Raw genomic sequence first — 15,865 nt, forward strand, 5'->3', positions numbered from 1 at the left:
TCGGGATGACCGTCTCAGGCCGGTCAGTTGGTCCAGCCGCCGATGGCGGCATGCAGATCGGGTATGGCGTCGGCGATATCGCGCATCGGCCGGGTGCTGAGCGCCGCGGTGGCGAGTAGCGCCTGCAGGGTGGCGACGGGCAACTCGGGTTCGGCAGCAATCTGCGGGTTGGCATCGAGAAACCCGGTGTGCACGTCGCCGCTGATGAAGGCCGGGTGCGCAATCAGCCGCCGCAGAAACGCGGTGTTGGTCTTGCAGCCCAGCAGCACCGTGTCGCGCAGGGCGCGGTCGGCGCGGGCGATCGCCTGTTCGCGGTTGTCGCCGCGGATGATCAGCTTGGCGATCATCGGGTCGAAGGCGGCGGTGACTTCGCCGCCCTGAACGATGCCGCTGTCCCAGCGCACGCCCTCGCCCTCCGGCGGTTGCAGCACCAGCACCGGGCCGGTGGTGGGGGTGTAGCCGCGCGCGGCATCCTCGGCGTAGATGCGGAACTCGATGGCATGACCCTGTGCCTGCACCGCGGTCTGGTCGTAACCCAGGGCTTCGCCGGCGGCGATGCGCAACTGTTCGGCAACCAGGTCGATGCCGGTGATCTCCTCGGTGACCGGATGCTCCACCTGCAGGCGGGTGTTCATTTCCAGGAAGTAAAACGCTGTCTTGCCGGCGTCGGCGCCGGCGCCCCCCCCTTGGCCAAAGATGAACTCCACGGTACCGGCGTTGCGGTAATCGATAGCACGGGCGATGCCGGCCGCGGTGTCGCAGATGTCATGGCGCTTGGCATCGTCCAGCGCCGGCGACGGGGTTTCCTCGACGATCTTCTGGAAGCGTCGCTGCACCGAACACTCGCGCTCGAACACGTGCACCACGCCACCCTGACCGTCGCCGAGAATCTGCACTTCGATATGGCGCGGGTTCTCGATGTAGCGCTCGGCATAGAGACGCCCGTCACCGAAATAGCGCTGGCCTTCGGAGCGCGCACGCTCGATTTCGGATTCCAGCAGCGACAGATCGCGGACGATGCGCATGCCCTTGCCACCACCGCCGGCACTGGGCTTGATCAACAGGGGTGCGCCGACGGCGCGGGCACGCTCGACGAAGGTGGCCGGGTCATCGTCCTCGATCGCCGACGGCGCCACCGGAAAGCCGCCTTTCTCCACCGCATTGCGCGCCCGCACCTTGTCGCCCATCAGGTCGATCTGCGCCGCAGTCGGGCCAATGAACCGCAGGCCGGCGGCTTCCACCGCTTCGCAGAAGCCCTTGTTCTCCGACAGGAAGCCATACCCGGGATGGATGGCGCCGGCGCCACTGGCCTTGGCCGCCGCCAGAATCTGGTCCGCGTCGAGGTAGGCCGCCACCGGTGTGCTGCCGGTGATCTCGATGGCGACATCGGCCATCTGCACCGCCAACGTGCCGCGATCGGCGGCGTGAAACACCACCACGCCCTTGAGGCCCAGGGCCTGCACGGTGCGCAGCACGCGCACCGCGATCTCACCGCGGTTGGCGACCAGAACGGTATCGAAGGGCCAGCGGGCAGGATCAGGCAAGGATCGGCTCATGAGACGGTTCCGGTGGTGCGGACGAGCCGCGGTTTGCGAACGGAGGCAGCCGCAGGTGCCAGCCCTTCGCACAGCACGGCGGTGATCTGGGTGGCAAGCTGGTCGATGTCGAAGCGACCGCGGCCGTGGATGTAATGCCAGCAGTGATGCTCGATGCCGCCGTAAATCATCGACCGCAGCAGGGTCGGCGGGATGTCGGCACGGAACTCGCCCGCAGCCACACCCGCAGTGACCACATCAAGCAGCAACTGGGTGTAGCGACGGTTCAGCACATGCAGCTCGGTGCCGTGGTAATCGCGTTCCGACTGCACCTCGCGAAACATCAGCCGACACAGACGTGGGTCATCGCGCACCGCCCGCAGGTGGCGCCACACCAGCCGGTGCAGACGATCGCGATGCCGGGTGAGGCCCGCCAGCTCGCGGGCGTAGTCACCAAACAGGTCTTCGTACCAGTGCGCCAACACTGCCAGCAGCAGGGCACGCTTGGTGGCGAAATACTTGTAGAGCAGCCCCTCGACAACGCCGACACGGCCGGCGATCTCGCACATCGAGACGGCATCGAAGCCCTTCTCGCGAAACAGATCGCGAGCAGCCTCGAGAATCCGGTCGGTGCGCTCCTCGCGCCCCATCCGTGGCGCATGCTTGCGGGCCGTCATGTTCAATTGCCGCTGAACTTGGCCGGCCGCTTTTCCTGGAACGCCGCCATTCCCTCTTTCGCGTCTTCGGTGCTGGACATCACCGGCACCATCACCTTGGCGTATTCCAGCGCCTCGTTGAGTGCCATGTCGCGCATGGCATGAAAGGCCTGCTTGCCGAGCCGCAATGCGGTAGGCGACTTGTCGGTGATGCGCGCCAGCAGCCAGTCGACCTTGGCATCGAGTTCGGCACGCGGTACCACGTAGTTCATCACCCCCCACTCCAGCGCCTCGGCGGCGCTGAACTGCTCGCCGGTGATGCACATTTCCTGCAGCCGGCGTGGCGGCAGCAGCCGCAGCATGTAGGGCAGGATCATCATCGGCGTCACGCCGATCTTGGCCTCGGTGGTGCCGATGCGGATGTCATCCGCAGCGACGGCCAGATCGCAGGCGCACAACAGGCCGAAACCGCCGGCCATGACATGGCCGTTGACGCGCGCGATCACCGGCAGGGTGCAGGCCTCCAGCCGCTTGAAAAGCTCGACGATGTAATGCTGGGGACGGGCAAAGTCGACGGCAAAGGCGAAGCCCTGGGTGCCCTTGGCCAGGTCGGCGCCGGCACAGAACGCCTTGTCGCCGGCACCGGTGAGGACGATGGCGCGGCAGTCGCCGTCGGCCATGGCGGCAACGATCCCGGCATCGATGCGCCGCACCACGTCCTCGTTCAGCGCGTTGCGGCGCGCCTCGCGGTTGATGGTGATCCACTGCACCGCGCCGCGGCGTTCGACCTGCACCTCGTCCGACATCCCGCACTCCCCCGAAACCTGAGGATCGCAGCTTGGCGGAAAGCTGGTGAGGATGACTCACCCATTTAGAGGATGCCGCTCGAATGGCAGGGCGCGCCCCGGTCGTGGAGCGCCCGGCATCACCGTCAGTGGCGGTCCGCCAGCCAGTCGGCGACCTCTGCCGCCACCCAGGCCCCGTCGTCGAGTGGCAGATCGTGACCGGCATCCGGATGCACGCGCAGCGGCACGCCCCAGGCCGCGGCCAGCCGCGCCGAGCAGCGCGGGCTGACCAACCGGTCTGCGGCGCCATTCAGCAACAGCATCGGCGGCGCCGGTGGCGCCTCGGCCGCGCGAAAGCGGGCGGCGGCCCACAACTGTCGCAAGGCGTTGCCGCGACGCACCGGGTGCCGCTGGCGCCAGGCGATCCAGTCCGGCAAGACCTCGGCGGCCGCCGGGTTGCGGGTGGTCAAGCGCAGGATCGCCGCTTCCACGGCGGCCGGCGATGGGGCCCCCAGGGCCAGCCGCAGCAGGGTCGGCCAGGCGACCGGCTGCAGCCGTTCATGGAAGCGGCTGTAGGGCCGCAGGCTGATATTGATCAGCACCGCCGCCGCCACCTCGGCAGGATGACGCTGCGCCCAGGCCACGCTCACCATCGCCCCCAGGGACATGGCGAGCAGGTGATACGGCGGGCGCAGCCCCTGACGCCAGAGCTGGGCGCGCACATGGTCCGCCATCGCCTCGACCGTGTCGGGACTGCGCATGGCGTGCAGGGCGCCGTTGCCGGGCAGGTCGATCGGCACCACCCGCGCCGCCGGTACCGCCGCGACCAGCTGTTGCGGGAACGCACCCCAATGGCGTTGGTCCCGCATCAGGCCGCGCAGCAGGATCCACGGCGTACGGCCATTCATGCCTGTGCATCCGAGTACCAGCGCGCCAGGGCTTCGCGATGGTGACGCTCGCGCGCAGCGCCGACCGGCAACCAGCGCGCATGGCTGGCGGCGGCATGGGTGAAGAACTGCAGCAGCGCCAGTTGCCGCCGCATCACCCGGTGCTGGCGATGGCGGATCAGCGGATTGAAGATGCCCATGCGCGAGAACAACTGGCGCGGATTCTTCTTGATCCACAGCCACGACCCCATCTCCAGGGTCAGCGGCAGGAACACCTCAGGGCCGCGCGCCTGTGCCTGCTGATAGAGGTGATCCCACAGGTCGCCATGGGTCAGGTACTGGCGGCTCTGCGGCTCGAACACATAGCGGTGGTGGACGTGCGCCTGCTCGAAGATGGTCCGCAGCGCATGCACCTCCGGCAGGTGCTCGATCGGCGTCACCGTGTGGGCATAGGGAAACCACAGGCGGTCGTGCATGCCGAAGCCGGAGTGACAGTCCAGCGCCAGACTGAACGGGCGCCCCAGCAGTTCCCGCTCCACCACCGCGCACAGGGCCGCGCTCTCAACTTCCATCGGTGCGCCTGCCGGACCGCGATACCAGGGCAACTCGCGACTCAGGCGCTGCCCCCCCACCATGAACGGCACCGGCTCGCGGGCCTCCACCGGTCCATTGCGCATCAGGTCGACACCACCCGGATTGGCGCGGGTGCCCAGCCACAGGCCACCGGGATTGACCCGCGGCATGAACACCAGCCGCACCCGCTGCAGCTGGTCATGCAGCACCGTGTCCCAGGCCAGCCGCATCACCAGCGAATGCAGATAGGCGATCACCACCTCGGAGCCGATCCGCTCCAGCCCATGGACACCGCCGAAGAAGCCCACCGCCGGCACGGCCGGATCCGGGTTGCCGAGCGTCAATACCTGCAGCGGAAAACGGCGGCTGCCGACCGCGACCTCGCCGACCGTGTCGACATCGAGGTATGGCCGTCCGAGGTCGATCAGCGTCTGCAGTTCCGCGAGTTCGGGGAGGGGTGGGGTGGCGGTCACGGGGCAATTTCCGAAGGTCGGCGCGCAGGGTACGGCAGGCCAATGTCACATTGTTGACACCGGACCGTCATCGACCGTTGATACGGTCCACGCTCCCGATCCGATGCGATGCCCGGAGCCCGCCATGCGTGATGTTCGCCAAGCGTTCAAAGCCTACCCGCCCAAGGTCGTCGGTGGCCTGCTGCTGCTGGGGGTGATGGAAATCGTCGCCCTGCGGCGCTCGCGTGCCCGCGTCCGCAGCGCACTGGCCGAGGCCTAATCCGACGCCGGCTGCGGCTCGACGTCGGTAGAGCCGCCGAGAAAGCCGCCGGACTGTCGGCGCCACAGCGCCGCATACAGGCCGTTCTGCCGCAGCAGTTCGTCGTGCCCGCCGCTTTCCACCACGCGGCCTCCGTCGAGGACCACCAGCCGGTCCATCGCCGCGATGGTCGACAGCCGATGGGCGATGGCGATCACCGTCTTGCCTTCCATCAGGGTGTCGAGCTGCTCCTGAATCGCGGCCTCCACCTCGGAGTCCAGCGCTGAGGTGGCCTCGTCGAGCACCAGGATCGGCGCATTCTTCAGCAACACCCGTGCGATGGCGATGCGCTGTCGCTGGCCGCCCGACAGCTTGACGCCGCGCTCGCCGACCTGGGCGTCCAGCCCCCGGTGCCCGTGTACATCGGTGAGCGCGGCGATGAACCCGTCGGCATGCGCCCGCCGGGCCGCCTCCCGCACCTCGGCATCGCTGGCGTCCGGCCGGCCATAGCGGATGTTGTCGGCAATCGAGCGGTGCAGCAGTGAGGTGTCCTGGGTGACCATGCCGATCTGCTGGCGCAGCGATTCCTGTCCGACCCGGGCAATGTCCTGCCCGTCGATGAGAATGCGGCCCTGTTCAACATCGAAGAATCGCAGCAGCAGGTTCACCAGGGTGGACTTGCCGGCGCCCGAACGACCGACCAAGCCCACCTTTTCACCGGGCTGAATCCGCAACGACAGATCGTCGATGACGCCACTGCCCTGGCCGTAGTGGAAGCCGACCCGGTCGAAGTGGATCTCGCCCTTCGGCACCAGCAGCGCCGGCGCCGCCGCCACGTCGGTGACCGTATGCGGCAAGGCCAGGGTGTTGATGCCGTCCTGCACCGTGCCGATGTTCTCGAACAGGCTGGCGACCTCCCACAGGATCCAGTCGGACATGCCGCGGATCCGCATGACCAACCCGACGGCCACGGCGATGGCGCCCAGCGACATCGCCGCACTGTGCCAGGCCCAGATGGCCACCGCACCGGTGCTGACCAGCAGGCTGGCGTTGAGCGTCTGCAACGACACGGTCAACCCGGTCACCAGCCGCATCTGCCGGTAGACGGTCTGCATGAATCCGCCCATCGCCTCGCGCGCGTAATCCTGCTCGCGGTGGGTGTGCGCGAACAGCTTGAGCGTCTGGATGTTGGTATAGCTGTCGACGATCCGACCGGTCATTTGCGCTCGGGCATCCGCCTGGGCCATCGATACCGCGCGCATCCGCGGCACGAAGTGGAACAGCAGCGCCAGATAGCCCAGCAGCCAGCCGGCCAGGGGCAGCATCATCCGCACATCGGCCTGCCCCATCAGCACCACCGCGCCGCCGAAGTAAACGCCGACATAGACGAAGACATCGAGCACTTTGAGCACCGACTCGCGGATCGCCAGGGCCGTCTGCATCACCTTCTGCGACACCCGCCCGGCAAACTCGTCCTGGAAGAACGACAGGCTCTGCCCCAGCAACCAGCGGTGGGACAGCCAGCGGATGCGCATCGGGTAGTTGCCGAACAGGGTCTGGTGCGTCAACAGCGATTGCAGCAGCACCACCAGCGGATACCCCGGCAGGATCAACAGACCCATGGCGATCAGGCGGGTGCGGTACTCGGCAAAGAAGGCGTCGCGGTCCGCCGCCGCCAGCCAGTCCACCAGCGTGCCGAGGAAGCTGAAAAAGGTGATTTCCATCACCGAGATCAGCGCCGTCAGCAAGGACATCACCACCAACCAGGGCAGCAACGGGCGGGAGTAGTGCAGCAGGAAGGCCAGCAGGCCGGTCGGCGGCTGGGTCGGCAGGTCAGCCGGAAACGGCGGGATACGGCTTTCGAAGAAACGGAACATGCGCGCTCGGCAATGACGGCGATCGGGGGGCAGGCCGTTGCACGTCAGCGGTCGCGTGGCATCCGTTGACGGCCGCCGGCACGTCGCCGGGCGGCCGCACGCGATGCGGAAGCGGTTCGAACCACGCCCGGCGGATGCGGGCGCGGTCTACCCTCTCAGGGCTGGACGTACAACAGGCGGTTCGGCGACCCGTTGCCAATGCCCGACAGGATACCGACGGTGGCCGCGTCCAGCAGCGCCGACGTGACATCACCCGGCGTGCCGCCGGCCGCCGCGATCACCGCCGCCGCACCGGCCACATGCGGGGACGCCATCGAGGTGCCGTCAAGCCGCTGGGTCTGGGTGTCGCCGGTGTGCCAGGCACTGGTGATGGCGGAGCCCGGCGCGAACAGGTCGACGCAGGCGCCGGTGTTGGAGAAGCTGCTGCGCTGGTCTTCGCGCGTGCTGGCGCCGACGGTGATGGCTTCCGCCACCCGATTCGGCGAGCCGTTGCAGGCGTTGGTGTTGTCGTTGCCTGCCGCCACCACCACCGTGACGCCGGCGGCAACCGCCGCACGCACCGCATCATCCAGCGCGGTCGAAGCACCGCCGCCGAGGCTGAGGTTGGCCACAGCCGGTTTGATGTGGTTGTCCGCCACCCACTGCATGCCGGCGATCACGCCCGAGGTCGCGCCGCTGCCGCGGCAATCGAGCACCCGCACACCGTAGACCCGGGCGCCCTTGGCGATGCCGTAGGTGGTCCCGACCGCGGTGCCGGCGACGTGGGTACCGTGGCCGTTGCAGTCTTCGAAATCGGCGGGGTCGGCGCTGGCACCGCCGCCGAGAAGCCCGCCCAGCAAGCCGCCGGCCAGATCGCCCAACAGCGGAATCGGCAGCGCGAGACCGCCGCTGGTGGCGACGAAATTGCGGCCACCGCCGACGCGTCCGCTGAATTCGGCATGGCTGCTGCGAAGGCCGGTATCAATGATGTACACATGGCTGCCGGCACCGGCGGCGTCCGGGTAGCGGAACTGGCCGTCAAGCGGCAGCGGGCGCTGGTCGACCCGGTCCAGCCCCCAGGTCGGACCGACCTGGACTGCGCTCGCCTGCATCCACTGGTCCGGCTCGACATAGGCCACGCCCGACTGGCGCGCCAGCCATTCGGCGGTGGCCGCATCCATCCGCACCACCGCGCCCTGAATGATCGGCAGCCAGCCCAGCAGCTCGACCGCCGCCCCGGTGATCAGGTCAACCAGCCGCGGCACCAGCGGGACCAGGGCGTCGTCCATCACCACAATGTACTGGCCGGGAATCTCACGGCGGGCGATGACCGGCGAGTCAGCCCCATCGGAGAGTTCCGGTGCAGCGCCCTGCGGCGCCGGCGCGGTACCGCCGCCACAGGCGGCGAGCACGATGATCGCCGCCATCGCGGCGGCATTGCGGACATGGACCAGCATGGTGACGCTCCCCGAAAAGCTGACTCAGATTTCAGGATATTAGCCCGATTCCCCGTCAAGCTTGTGACAGGCATCGCAGATCACCACAGCGGCGAACCCCGCAGGCGGCGCACGTCTTCCGGCGACACCGGCGCCGCGGCATTGCCCCAGGCACCGCGCACGAAGGTCAGGACGTCGGCCACCTCCTGGTCACTGAACTGGAACCCATAGGGCGGCATGCCGAACGGCTGCGGGTTACCGGCAGTGCCCGGTGGATACCCTCCATGCAGCACCACCCGTACCGCATTGACCGGCGATGCCAGCTGCACTGCCCGGTTGCCGGCCAGCGGAGGCGCCGCCGGTGTCCGGCCTTCCCCGCCCTCGCCATGGCAATCGGCACAATGCTGACGGTAGAGGTTTTCACCGCGCGCCTGCATCTCCGGCACCACGCGGTTCGGTACCCGCACGCCGCCGCCATCGGCCGGCGCCACCGTCGGTGGCAGACGGCGCAGGTAGTGCGCCATCGCCTGAAGGTCGTCGTCGCGCCAGTGCTGCAGGCTCTCGAACACCACCTCGGCCATCGGCCCCAGCGTCGAGGCGGTTGGCCCCTTGCCATCGCGCATCACGGTGACGATGTCCGCCGCCGACCAATGCTGCACACCCGCCTCGGCCAGGGCGGTCAGCGATGGCGCATACCAGTTCAACACCAGGCCGCCCGCCGGTGTCGCCGGAGACGGCGCCCCCAGCGCATTCCGCGCGGCGTGACAGGCGCTGCAGTGGCCGGGCCCCTGCACCAGGTAGGCGCCGCGGTTCCAGACCGCATCCTGCGCCGGGTCGGCCTCGAACACGCCCGCGCGGAAAAACAACGCCCGCCACCCCACCAGCAGCAGGCGCTGGTCGAAGGGGAAGCGCAGATCATGGTCGCGGTTCGGGTCGGGCGCGGCCGGCACGGTCTGCAACCAGGCCCACAGGGCATCGCTGTCATCGCGTGTCATGCGGGTGTAGTTGGTGTAGGGAAACACCGGGTACAGCAGCGTCCCGTCGGCGCTGCGGCCATCGTGCAGGGCGCGCCAGAAATCGTCGGCGCTCCAGGTGCCGATACCGGCCACCGGGTCGGGCGTGATGTTGGGGGCGTAGAACGTCCCGAACGGCGTGGGAATGGCACGCCCGCCCGCGTAGTCGGCGCCCTGCGGTGCGGTATGGCAGGCGCGGCAGTTGCCGAGTGTCGCCAGGTAACGCCCGCGCTCCACCGCGCTGTCAGCGGTCAGCGACAACGGACTACGCGCGTCCAGCGGCGGTGCGGGCGGTGGTCGCAGCCCCAGCCACAGCATCAGGGCCGCGCCTGCCAGCGCCACCCCGAACAACCCCCAGAACGCGCGCTTCATGAACCGTCTCCGGCGACTACGGTGCCGCAGTCCATCGGCAACGGGCCAGGCAGACGATCAGCCGGATGCGGATCGTCCGGCAACGGCTGCGCCGCCAGCCAGGCGGCGATGGCGGCCACCTCCGATACCGTGAGGCGGTGCGCCAGCGCCGCCATGCAATCGGGCGCCCGGGTGCGACGCAGGCCGCTGCGCCAGTTCCCGAACTGCGCCACCAGGTAGTCGTAGGGCAGCCCCAGCAGCCCGGGAATATCCGGCGCGACGCCGGTCATTCGCATGCCATGGCAGGCCTGGCAGGCGGGCACCCCGCGGTCGGCATCGCCATCACGCACCAGACGCTCACCCAGTGCCCGATCGGCAACCGACCGCTGCGGGGCCGCCGGTGGTGGGTAGGGCAGATCAAGCGCCGCGAAGTACGCGGCCATCGCCTTCAGATAGTCATCCTGTTGGCGCTCCAGCAGGTACCGCATCTGCACATGGTCGCGGTAGCCGTCACGGAAGTGCAGCAGCTGGTGGAACAGGTAACCCGCGGGCTTGCCGGCAATCCTTGGGAAGTACCCCTCGTTGGACGCCCGCCCCTCGGCCCCGTGACAGACCGTGCAGGGCTGGACCCGCTGCGCCATCGTGTCGAGGGCCTGGGGGGGCTGCGGCGACTGCGCCGACGCCTGCGCCATCAGCAACAGACCCATGCCGGCGAAGATCCACTGTCGACCGCGCACACGAGACTCCCGGGTTGAGAAGGTCGCCATTCTACCGATGACCCCCTGCAGACGGACGGCGTTACCCCGATGTCGCCTTGCTAACGTTTCCGCTCTGCCCCCTGGAGATTGCCGATGAAAACCCGCGATGCGCTGATCGACGAACTGCTCGACAAACAGGCCATCACCGAGCTGATCCACGCCTACGCCAACGCGGCCGATCGCCATGATCACGACAAGATGCGGGCGCTCTATCACCCCGATGCCCTCGACGATCACGGTCACTTCGCCAAGGGGCCGGCGATGGACTTCATCGACAAGCTGCCGGAAATCCAGAAAGCGATGGCGATCCTCCACCACAACATCACCACCGTGAATCTCAAGCTCGACGGCACCCGTGCCGAGGGCGAGGTCTATCTGCTGGCGATGCACCAGGTGATCGCCGACGATCGGAAATTCGATGTGCTCATCGGCGGGCGCTATTTCGACAAGTACGAGAAACGTGACGGTGAATGGAAGTTCGCCCACCGCGCCATCGTCGCCGACTGGGCCTATCCGGCGGACCCCAGCGCGATCGATCTCGAGCACCCGTTCCTGGCTGGCGCCCATATCGGCCGGCCGGGTCCGGCCGACCCGTCGTACGGATTCTTCGACCTGTTTCGGCGCGGCCAGCGCTGAGCCACAGACGCCGGGGCTGGCTAGACTGCGCACATGCCCCTGGCCCCACTCACCCTCGCCATGCTGGACGCGCTGCTCGACAGCGGCGAGACGCCGTCGCTGTTCAGTGACCAGCCCTGTGTCCTGCTCGACCTGACCCAGCCGCCCGGACCGCGTGGTCCGCGCCATGCACGACGGCTGCACGGCCTGCGCACCCTGCCGGCCCCGGTGATCGGCCTTGGCAACCCGGACCGTCACAGCCCCTTGGCCGAGGCCTGCGATGTGGTGGTGGCGTCGATGACCGAGGCTGCACCGCTGATCGACCGCATCGCGACCACCCCCATCGCTGCGGCCGTGTTCGTGCAGTTGCTGCGGGCGACCGAGGGCCTGCCACTCGACGCGGCCCTGTTCGCCGAATCGCTGGCCTACTCCACCCTGCAGGCGGGCCCGGAATACCAGGCCTGGCTGGCGGTGAACCGCGCCGCCGAGCCGGCGCAGCCCGACGACCCCGGACCGGCAGTGGATATCCAGCGCGATGGGCCGCGGCTGACCCTGTGGCTCAACCGTCCCTCCAACCGCAACGCCATGTCACGGGAGATGCGTGACGCCCTGATCGAGGCGCTGAATCTGGTGCGCCTGGATCTCAGCGCCGAGCAGGTCATCATTGCGGGCCGCGGGGCCTGCTTTTCCACCGGCGGCGACCTCAGCGAGTTCGGCACCGCACCCGATCCCGCCACCGCCCACCTGGTCCGCAGTCTGGCGCTGCCCGGTCGGGCGCTGGCCGCCTGCGCCGAACGCGTCGCCGCCCGCCTGCATGGCGCCTGTGTCGGCTCCGGTATCGAATTCCCGGCCTTCGCCCATCGCGTCGAGGCCAACCACAACGCCTGGTTCCAGCTACCGGAACTGCGGTTCGGCCTGATCCCGGGCGCCGGTGGCTGCGTCAGCATCCCGCGTCGCATCGGTCGCCAGCGCACCGCCTGGATGGTGTTGAGCGGTGCGCGGGTCGATGCCGCGACCGCCCATGCATGGGGGCTGGTGGATGCCCTCGTCTGAGACCGCCCCCCTGTTCGAGCCACCGCAGGGGGCCCTGGCGCTGCCGGATGCCACGCTGACGCTGACCCCCGATTTCATTGCCGACGCCGACCGCACCGCCCTCTTCGCCACCCTGCGCACCACCCTGCCCTGGCAGCGCCAGCCGATCGTGCTGTTCGGCAAGCCGGTGATGCAGCCGCGGCTGCTGTGCTGGATGGGCGATCCGGATGCGGTCTACACCTACTCTGGCCGGACCCAGCAACCGCTGCCGTGGACCGCGGACCTGAACGCGTTGCGACAGCGGCTGCAGACCGTGCTCGGGACGCCCTTCAACAGCGTCTTGGCCAACTGCTATCGCGATGGCCGCGACAGCATGGGCTGGCATGCCGACAACGAGCCGGAACTCGGCCCGGCGCCGGTGATTGCCTCGATCACCCTGGGGGCGACCCGCCGCTTCCTGCTGCGCCATCGACAGCGTGGACTGCGCCACCGCCTGGCGCTCAGCGACGGCAGCCTGCTGGTGATGGCCGGCAGCACCCAGCAGCACTGGCAGCACGCGGTCCCGAAAACCACCCTGCCCGTCGGTGAGCGGATCAACCTCACCTTCCGGTACGTGACGCCGCGCCGGCGATAACATTCCGGCTCACCCGATCCTCAAGCTCTGGACGTCGCCCGATGAATCCGATCCGCCTCTACGGTATGCGTGGCTCCGGCAACTGCTGGAAGCCCGCCGCATTGATGCAGCACCTCGGCATCGCCTTCGACTGGGTCGAGATCGACATCGTCAACGGCGGCTCGCGCACGCCGGCATTCCTGGCGATGAACCCCAACGGCAAGGTGCCGCTGCTGGAGGTCGACGGTCGCTATCTTGCGGAGTCCAACGCCATGCTCTGCTACCTCGCCGAGGGCAGCCCGCTGTGGCCGACCGAGCGCTGGCAGCGCGCCCGTGTCCTGGAATGGCTGTTCTTCGAGCAGTACAGCCACGAGCCGGGCATCGCCACCGTGCGGTACTGGATCAAATACCTCGGCAAGGGCGAGGCGTGGGCGGAGAAGATCACGGCCACCCGAGTGCGCGGTTACGCGGCATTGACCGTGATGGAGCAGCAGCTGGCGCGCACCCCGTGGCTGACTGGCGACGCCCCGACCATTGCCGACATCGCGCTGGCCGCCTACACCCATGTCGCCGACGAAGGCGGCTTCGACCTCGGCCGCTACCCGGCCATTGAGGTCTGGCTGCAGCGGCTGTTCGCGCTGCCCGGAATCACGCCCATGCGGGCGTGACCCGCCCTGCGATATGCGTCGGGTCGATGCCGTGTCACCGCGGCGGCGACGCGCCGACGTCCTCGCCTGCCACCAGCAGGAAGTCGCCATTCGAGCCGCTTAGCCGCGCCGCCTTCCAGGGTTGATAGGCATCGCTGTGATAGAACGCCAGTGCAGCGTCGCGAGACGGGAACTCGAGAATGACCGCCGTATTCGGCGCCGGCCGGTCACCCTCCAGACGCTCCAGCCGCGGCGTCCGTGCCAGATAGCGACCACCGGCCGCCTCGACCAGCGGCGTGACCGCACGCAGGTAATCGCCGACCCAGGACGGATCGGTCACGGTGAGCTCGGCGACGACATAGGTTTTCATGCGCTGGCGGCCTCCACGGCGGCGGTGGCGACAGTGGACGCCGGTACTGGCCAGTTCCAGCCCTCGTCCCCGGCTTCCTGCGCCTGTTTGAGCGCCTGGTAAAACGTCTCGACGGTGTCACCCGCGGTCGGCACGATCGGCCCTTGATCGGTGCCGATCTCGACAATCTCGACCAGCCGACACGCCGTCCCGGTTCCGAACATCGCGCCCAGCCGCCCGGCCGCAGAAGCGGCGCGCAGTGCCGCCAGCGTGATCGGCGCCTCGGCCGTTGCCAGCCCGCGTTGCGCGGCCAGCGCCAACACGGTGTCGCGGGTGATGCCCGCCAGCAGGGTGCCGTCCAGCGGGGGCGTGGTCAGCACACCGTCAAGTTCGGCGAATACGTTCATGGTGCCGGCTTCGCACAGGGCGGTGTGGGTGAGCGCATCCAGCCACAGGACGTCGTCATAGCCGCGGTCACGGGCGGCCAGCAGGCCGCCGAGTCCGGCGGCGTAATTGGCGGCGGCCTTGATGCCGCCCAACCCGCCCGGGGCGGCGCGGCTCATCACCGGTTCGGCCCAGAGACGCAGCTGCTTGCGTGGGGGGTCGATGCAGGGGTTGGCGATCACCGTGAAGCCATGCCGTCGACCCGGCCGCAGGCCGAGACCCTCATCGCTGGCATAGAGCGTCGGCCGCAGATAGATCGCGCCGGCGCCCATCGGCGGCAAGTCATCATCAACCGCCGCCAACAGCATGGCGCAGGCTTCGAGAAACAGGGCCTCGGGTACCGTCGGCAGTGCCAGACGCAGCGCACTCTGCTGCAGGCGCCGAGCATGATCCCGCGGCCGGAACAGATGGGGCCGGCCATTGGCGCCGCGATAGGCCTTGAGGCCCTCGAACACCGACAGGCCGTAATGCACCGTGCCGCCGGCCACCGTCACCGGCAGCGCTTCGCGCGGTGCCAGCCGGCCGGCATGCCAGCGCTGACCGTCATGCTCGGCATGCCAGACCGTCGACAGCAGATGCTGGCCAAATGGCTGCAGGGTCTGCGAATTCATGCTTCATCCTCCCAATAGTCCACCGCATCGCGACGGCGCCAGTTGCCGGCCATGAAACGGGCGCCGGCATGACCACCGGGTGCGCTGCCGGCGAAGACCGCCAGTTTGTCACTGTCGGGGTAGACCGTGACGTCCACCGGCACCATCGTCGACATGCACAGATACTCCAGCGGCAGCGTCCCCGTGTTGCACAACTGATGGGCGTGCGCCGGCCCGGCGGGCAGCGCCACATAGTCGCGAGCGCGCAGTGGCCAGCGGTCGTCGCCGAGTCGCAGTTCGCCCTCACCCGCGAGGATGAACAGCGCCTCCTCATTGGCCGCGTGATAGTGAAAGGGCCACGACATTTCGCCCGGTGCAAGCACATAGGCACTGCAGCCCAGGGCCTGCCCGCCGGCGGACCGGGTCAGCGCCCGCCGTTGCAACTGCGGTCGCTGCGCGGCGACCGGGACCAACGGGATCGCATCCAGCGACACCACCGGCGAGACGCTCATTGCCGCACCGCGGGGGTATCCACCACCGACAGGGTGACCAGCGCCACCGCCACCAGCACGCGGGGATCACCGGCGTAGACCCGCGACTCGACCACGTGCAACTGCCGGCCGGCGCGCAGCACCTCCGCCTCGGCGGTAACTCGCGGGCCGGTCACCGGCTTCAGCAGATTCACCTTGAACTCCACGGTGAGCACTGCCTTGCCCGGCGGCAGCAGGGCGTTGGCGGCCGCGCCCGCGGTATGGTCGGCCAGCGTGGCGACGGCGCCCGCATGGACGAACCCATGATGCTGGGTGTGCGGCTCACCCACTTCGAAGGAGGCAATCGCTCGACCGTCACCCACCTGCTGCGGCTGAATCCCGAGCAGGCGGATCAGACCGGCCTTGGCGAAGAGGTCGGGGTCAGGGGTGGGGGCATCCATAGGAGAACTCCGGTCGGGGCGTGTGCCATATTCCACTGCATTCATCCGCCCTCCTCCAGACACAGATGAATCGACAACCACCG

The 15,865-nt window shown here is 68.6% G+C and carries 18 protein-coding genes; 5 read left to right on the forward strand and 13 right to left on the reverse strand.

Annotated features, from left to right (window positions below; genetic code table 11):
- Positions 1 to 23: 23 nt before the first annotated feature.
- The 5 genes from JN531_RS04200 to JN531_RS04220 all read right to left on the reverse strand — a co-directional run bounded on the left by JN531_RS04200 (position 24) and on the right by JN531_RS04220 (position 4,909).
- Positions 24 to 1,556, reverse strand: a complete 1,533-nt coding sequence (locus tag JN531_RS04200; protein ID WP_228347603.1) for an acetyl-CoA carboxylase biotin carboxylase subunit — start codon at positions 1,554 to 1,556, stop codon at positions 24 to 26.
- Complete coding sequence (locus tag JN531_RS04205; RefSeq protein WP_228347604.1) at positions 1,553 to 2,212, reverse strand: TetR/AcrR family transcriptional regulator; 660 nt, start codon at positions 2,210 to 2,212, stop codon at positions 1,553 to 1,555. Before JN531_RS04205 ends, JN531_RS04200 begins: the two co-directional genes overlap by 4 nt.
- A gap of 2 nt (positions 2,213 to 2,214) precedes the next feature.
- On the reverse strand, positions 2,215 to 2,997 hold the full coding sequence (locus JN531_RS04210) for an enoyl-CoA hydratase-related protein (RefSeq protein ID WP_228347605.1): 783 nt from the start codon (positions 2,995 to 2,997) through the stop codon (positions 2,215 to 2,217).
- 125 nt (positions 2,998 to 3,122) lie between these two features.
- The gene (locus JN531_RS04215) at positions 3,123 to 3,884 is read right to left on the reverse strand and encodes an alpha/beta fold hydrolase (RefSeq protein ID WP_228347606.1); all 762 of its coding nucleotides are present in this window, start codon (positions 3,882 to 3,884) and stop codon (positions 3,123 to 3,125) included.
- A complete protein-coding gene (locus tag JN531_RS04220; RefSeq protein ID WP_228347607.1) occupies positions 3,881 to 4,909 on the reverse strand; it encodes a M14 family zinc carboxypeptidase in 1,029 nt (342 codons plus the stop codon). Before JN531_RS04220 ends, JN531_RS04215 begins: the two co-directional genes overlap by 4 nt.
- 124 nt (positions 4,910 to 5,033) lie before the next feature.
- Between JN531_RS04220 and JN531_RS17320 the strand changes: the two genes are divergently transcribed.
- Positions 5,034 to 5,168 carry a hypothetical protein gene (locus JN531_RS17320; protein ID WP_275591477.1) on the forward strand — a complete coding sequence of 45 codons (135 nt, stop codon included), beginning with the start codon at positions 5,034 to 5,036 and terminating at the stop codon, positions 5,166 to 5,168.
- Here the strand turns inward: JN531_RS17320 and JN531_RS04225 are convergent.
- The 4 genes from JN531_RS04225 to JN531_RS04240 all read right to left on the reverse strand — a co-directional run bounded on the left by JN531_RS04225 (position 5,165) and on the right by JN531_RS04240 (position 10,540).
- Positions 5,165 to 7,024, reverse strand: a complete 1,860-nt coding sequence (locus JN531_RS04225) for an ABC transporter ATP-binding protein (RefSeq protein WP_228347608.1) — start codon at positions 7,022 to 7,024, stop codon at positions 5,165 to 5,167. The genes JN531_RS17320 and JN531_RS04225 overlap by 4 nt on opposite strands.
- A 155-nt stretch (positions 7,025 to 7,179) precedes the next feature.
- Positions 7,180 to 8,460, reverse strand: a complete 1,281-nt coding sequence (locus JN531_RS04230) for a S8 family peptidase (RefSeq protein ID WP_228347609.1) — start codon at positions 8,458 to 8,460, stop codon at positions 7,180 to 7,182.
- A gap of 80 nt (positions 8,461 to 8,540) precedes the next feature.
- Positions 8,541 to 9,824, reverse strand: coding sequence for a cytochrome c (locus tag JN531_RS04235; RefSeq protein ID WP_228347610.1), 1,284 nt, complete (start codon positions 9,822 to 9,824; stop codon positions 8,541 to 8,543).
- On the reverse strand, positions 9,821 to 10,540 hold the full coding sequence (locus JN531_RS04240) for a c-type cytochrome (protein WP_228347611.1): 720 nt from the start codon (positions 10,538 to 10,540) through the stop codon (positions 9,821 to 9,823). Before JN531_RS04240 ends, JN531_RS04235 begins: the two co-directional genes overlap by 4 nt.
- 114 nt (positions 10,541 to 10,654) lie before the next feature.
- Between JN531_RS04240 and JN531_RS04245 the strand changes: the two genes are divergently transcribed.
- From JN531_RS04245 to JN531_RS04260, 4 genes are read left to right on the forward strand one after another with little or no spacing between them, the layout of a single operon-like run.
- On the forward strand, positions 10,655 to 11,197 hold the full coding sequence (locus JN531_RS04245; RefSeq protein ID WP_228347612.1) for a nuclear transport factor 2 family protein: 543 nt from the start codon (positions 10,655 to 10,657) through the stop codon (positions 11,195 to 11,197).
- A gap of 33 nt (positions 11,198 to 11,230) precedes the next feature.
- Positions 11,231 to 12,229 carry an enoyl-CoA hydratase/isomerase family protein gene (locus JN531_RS04250; RefSeq protein ID WP_228347613.1) on the forward strand — a complete coding sequence of 333 codons (999 nt, stop codon included), beginning with the start codon at positions 11,231 to 11,233 and terminating at the stop codon, positions 12,227 to 12,229.
- Positions 12,216 to 12,842, forward strand: coding sequence for an alpha-ketoglutarate-dependent dioxygenase AlkB family protein (locus tag JN531_RS04255; RefSeq protein WP_228347614.1), 627 nt, complete (start codon positions 12,216 to 12,218; stop codon positions 12,840 to 12,842). The genes JN531_RS04250 and JN531_RS04255 overlap by 14 nt, the downstream gene beginning before the upstream one ends.
- 41 nt (positions 12,843 to 12,883) lie before the next feature.
- Entirely contained in the window at positions 12,884 to 13,489 is a 606-nt protein-coding gene (locus tag JN531_RS04260; protein ID WP_228347615.1) for a glutathione S-transferase family protein, read from the forward strand.
- A 34-nt stretch (positions 13,490 to 13,523) separates the two neighbouring features.
- Here JN531_RS04260 and JN531_RS04265 read toward each other — a convergent pair whose 3' ends face one another.
- The 4 genes from JN531_RS04265 to JN531_RS04280 are packed head-to-tail and all read right to left on the reverse strand — an operon-like array spanning position 13,524 to position 15,782.
- A complete protein-coding gene (locus tag JN531_RS04265; protein WP_228347616.1) occupies positions 13,524 to 13,838 on the reverse strand; it encodes a DUF1330 domain-containing protein in 315 nt (104 codons plus the stop codon).
- A complete protein-coding gene (locus tag JN531_RS04270; protein ID WP_228347617.1) occupies positions 13,835 to 14,872 on the reverse strand; it encodes an aminotransferase class IV in 1,038 nt (345 codons plus the stop codon). The genes JN531_RS04265 and JN531_RS04270 overlap by 4 nt, the downstream gene beginning before the upstream one ends.
- On the reverse strand, positions 14,869 to 15,363 hold the full coding sequence (locus tag JN531_RS04275; protein ID WP_228347618.1) for a cupin domain-containing protein: 495 nt from the start codon (positions 15,361 to 15,363) through the stop codon (positions 14,869 to 14,871). The genes JN531_RS04270 and JN531_RS04275 overlap by 4 nt, the downstream gene beginning before the upstream one ends.
- Positions 15,360 to 15,782, reverse strand: a complete 423-nt coding sequence (locus JN531_RS04280) for a PaaI family thioesterase (RefSeq protein ID WP_228347619.1) — start codon at positions 15,780 to 15,782, stop codon at positions 15,360 to 15,362. Before JN531_RS04280 ends, JN531_RS04275 begins: the two co-directional genes overlap by 4 nt.
- Positions 15,783 to 15,865: the final 83 nt, after the last annotated feature.

It is taken from the genome of Flagellatimonas centrodinii (assembly GCF_016918765.2).
Taxonomy (GTDB): Bacteria; Pseudomonadota; Gammaproteobacteria; order Nevskiales; family Nevskiaceae; genus Polycyclovorans; species Polycyclovorans centrodinii.